General features: G+C 65.9%; 3 protein-coding genes and 1 pseudogene. 2 read left to right on the top strand and 2 right to left on the bottom strand.

Features of this window, described 5'->3' with window-relative positions:
• Positions 1-312, bottom strand: a pseudogene (locus tag RMO18_RS19065) (hypothetical protein); the annotation flags it as partial.
• On the bottom strand, positions 309-1,031 hold the full coding sequence (locus RMO18_RS19060; protein ID WP_309668067.1) for a 16S rRNA (uracil(1498)-N(3))-methyltransferase: 723 nt from the start codon (positions 1,029-1,031) through the stop codon (positions 309-311). The pseudogene RMO18_RS19065 and the gene RMO18_RS19060, both read right to left, overlap by 4 nt.
• Positions 1,032-1,043: 12 nt before the next feature.
• Here RMO18_RS19060 and ubiA point away from each other — a divergent pair, with 12 nt between their 5' ends.
• Positions 1,044-2,033, top strand: coding sequence for a 4-hydroxybenzoate octaprenyltransferase (gene ubiA, locus RMO18_RS19055; protein ID WP_309668066.1), 990 nt, complete (start codon positions 1,044-1,046; stop codon positions 2,031-2,033).
• Positions 2,034-2,110: 77 nt separating this feature from the next.
• Positions 2,111-2,794: BON domain-containing protein (locus tag RMO18_RS19050; protein ID WP_309668065.1), on the top strand; the 684-nt coding region annotated here is incomplete at its 3' end.

Below are 2,794 nucleotides of genomic sequence, written 5' to 3'. Positions count from 1 at the left end.
GGCGCGCACCTGATCCGCCGGGCCGACCGCGCCGGTGATCGGCAGTCCGGCCAGCGCCAGCCGCAACGCGGCCCGGTCAGCCAATGCGGTCAGCATCGGCAGCAGCATGCCACCCCGCGTCAGGGCCACAACTCCCGAGGGGCCGCCATCGGCCATCCAGACCCGAAGCGCGTGCGGGTGGTCAGAGGCGAAATCACCTTCGCCCAGACCATGCGCCCGCAAGTTGGAAAGGGGAAACATCGCGGCCTCGGCGTGCTGCAAGAGGAATGCCTCGATTGCCGGGCGATCCGTCGCGGCTGCCGGTCGCATCATCGCCAGTCTCCGCAGGCCGCCTGCCACAGGGTGATTGCGGCCACAGCCGCCGTGTCGGCGCGCAAGATGCGGGGGCCGAGTGACAGCGGCGTGACGCCCGGCATGGCGCGCAGGCGTTTCGCCTCGGTTTCAGCAAAGCCGCCCTCTGGCCCGATCAGGATTGCCGATGCGCCGGGGTCGCCGGTGATATGGGCGGGCGCGCCTGCCGCCGCCTCGTCACACCAGTACAACCGCCGGTCTGCGGGCCAGGGTGCCAGCAGCTTGTCCAGCGGCTGCAGCTCTGCCACCTCGGGCACCCAGGTGGCACCGCATTGTTCCGCCGCCTCGACCGCGTGCGCTTGCAGCCGGTCTTGCCGGATGCGTTCGGAATTGGTGTGCCGGGTCTGCACCGGCAAGATGCGCCGCACGCCCAGCTCCACCGCCTTTTCCACGATGAAATCGGTGCGCGCCTTCTTGATCGGCGCGAAGATCAGCCACAGGTCGGGCGGCATCGCCAATGGCCGGGTCAACTGGTCGCAGACAGCTATCGCGCCGCGCCGGCCCGTCTCGACCAGTGCCGCGCGCCATTCGCCGTCTTGTCCGTTGAACAGCAGAACCTGCGCCCCGACCGCCAGCCGCATGACCCCGGTCAGGTAATGCGTCTGCTCGGGCGACAAGCGCACCGCTTGCCCCGGACCCAAGGGCTGATCTACATAAAGCCTGATCTTCGTTTCTGACATGAGCGCAAACCTATGTCCCAACCCCCGCGAACGCCAGAGGCTGCCCCGCTGGAAGATCCGCCGGATCTGCATAGCGTGGCCGATGCGCCGCAGGGCAACTGGGTTGACCGGCTGGCCCCGGCACCAAGCCGCCCCTATCTGCGGCTGAGCCGGGCGGACCGGCCGATTGGCACCTGGCTGCTGCTGATCCCCTGCCTGTGGGCGATTACGCTGGCGTCCGGGGCCAGCGGGTTCCGGACGTGGGACCTGTGGCTGGCGCTGTCTTGCGGGGTGGGCGCGTTCCTGATGCGGGGGGCGGGCTGCACCTGGAACGACATCACCGACCGAGACATCGACGCGGCCGTGGCGCGCACCCGCAGCCGGCCGCTGCCATCGGGGCAGGTCACGGTGCGCCAGGCGTTGATCTGGATGGTGGCGCAATCGCTGTTGGCGGCAGGCATTCTGTTTTCCTACAACCGGTTGGCCATTGCCCTTGGCATCGCGTCGCTGGCGCTGGTGGCGATCTATCCCTTTGCCAAGCGGTTTACGTGGTGGCCGCAGGTGTTTCTGGGCCTGGCGTTCAACTGGGGCGCGTTGCTGGCCTGGGCGGCACATTCCGGAACGGTGACCCCGGCTGCGGTGGTGCTGTATGCGGCGGGCATCGCATGGACGCTGTTTTACGATACGATCTATGCGCACCAAGACCGCGAGGATGATGCGCTGATCGGCGTCAAGTCCACCGCGCGGCTGTTTGGCAGCAACACGCGCTGGTGGCTGGCGGTGTTCTTTTCACTGACGGTCACACTGTTTGCGCTGGCTGTGGTGATGACGCTGGCACCGAACGGTAACACACTGGCGTTGGCGCTGGGGCTGGCCGGGGTCTGGGCGATGGGGTGGCACATGGCGTGGCAGATGCGGCGGCTGGATATCGATGATCCCGCATCCTGCCTGAGGATCTTTCGGTCAAACCGCGATGCCGGGCTGATCCCTGTGCTGTTTCTTGCCGCCGCCGCATTGCTTTGATTGAACCTGCCGCATCAAAGCCTTAGGAAGCGAGGGGCGTCCATAGACCCCCTGAGTCTGCCAGAAAAGCCTGTCCAGTGCCGAAACGACTTCTCCGCCTTTCTCGGACCACCCTTGCTCTGCTGGCCTTCCTTGTGGCGGGCGCAGTGATGGTTGGCGTGGCCGTCGCTGCCGCCATGGTGATCGAGCACCGGTCCGACAGCGTGGTCAGCGCCCGCCTTGCCGAGGAAGGCATCGACTGGATCGATGTGCAGACCGATGGTCTGACCGTCATCCTTTCAGGCACCGCCCCGAACGAGGCCACGCGGTTTCGCGCGGTTAATCTGGTGGGGTCGGTTGTCGACAGCTCTCGCGTCCGCGATGCGCTGGAGGTGACCCCGGCATCGGCCATCGAGGCCCCGCGTTTTTCGGTGGAAATGCTGCGCAATGATGACGGCATCCAGTTGATCGGCCTGATGCCCGAAGACGCAGGCGAAGGCGGCGTCAGCGAAGTGATGCTGGCCGAACAGGCGGCGGCGCTGACACCCGATACCGAAATCATCAACATGCTGGAAGCCGCCGCCTACCCTGCCCCGGCCACCTGGAATTCCGCCCTGAGATTTGGCATCGAAGCGTTGAAACGGTTGAAACGGTCAAAGATCTCGATCGCGGCGGACCGGGTTGAAATCACCGCGATCTCGGACAGCGAAGCGCAGAAACGCAATATGGAGAAGGACTTGCGTTTGATCGCGCCAAAGGATGTGGTGCTGGTTCTGAACATC

The organism is Tabrizicola sp. (genome assembly GCF_031377265.1).
Classification (GTDB): domain Bacteria; phylum Pseudomonadota; class Alphaproteobacteria; order Rhodobacterales; family Rhodobacteraceae; genus JAUYQR01.
The sequence above is the reverse complement of the archived record's forward strand: the minus strand, read 5'-3'. Positions and strand labels throughout refer to the sequence as shown.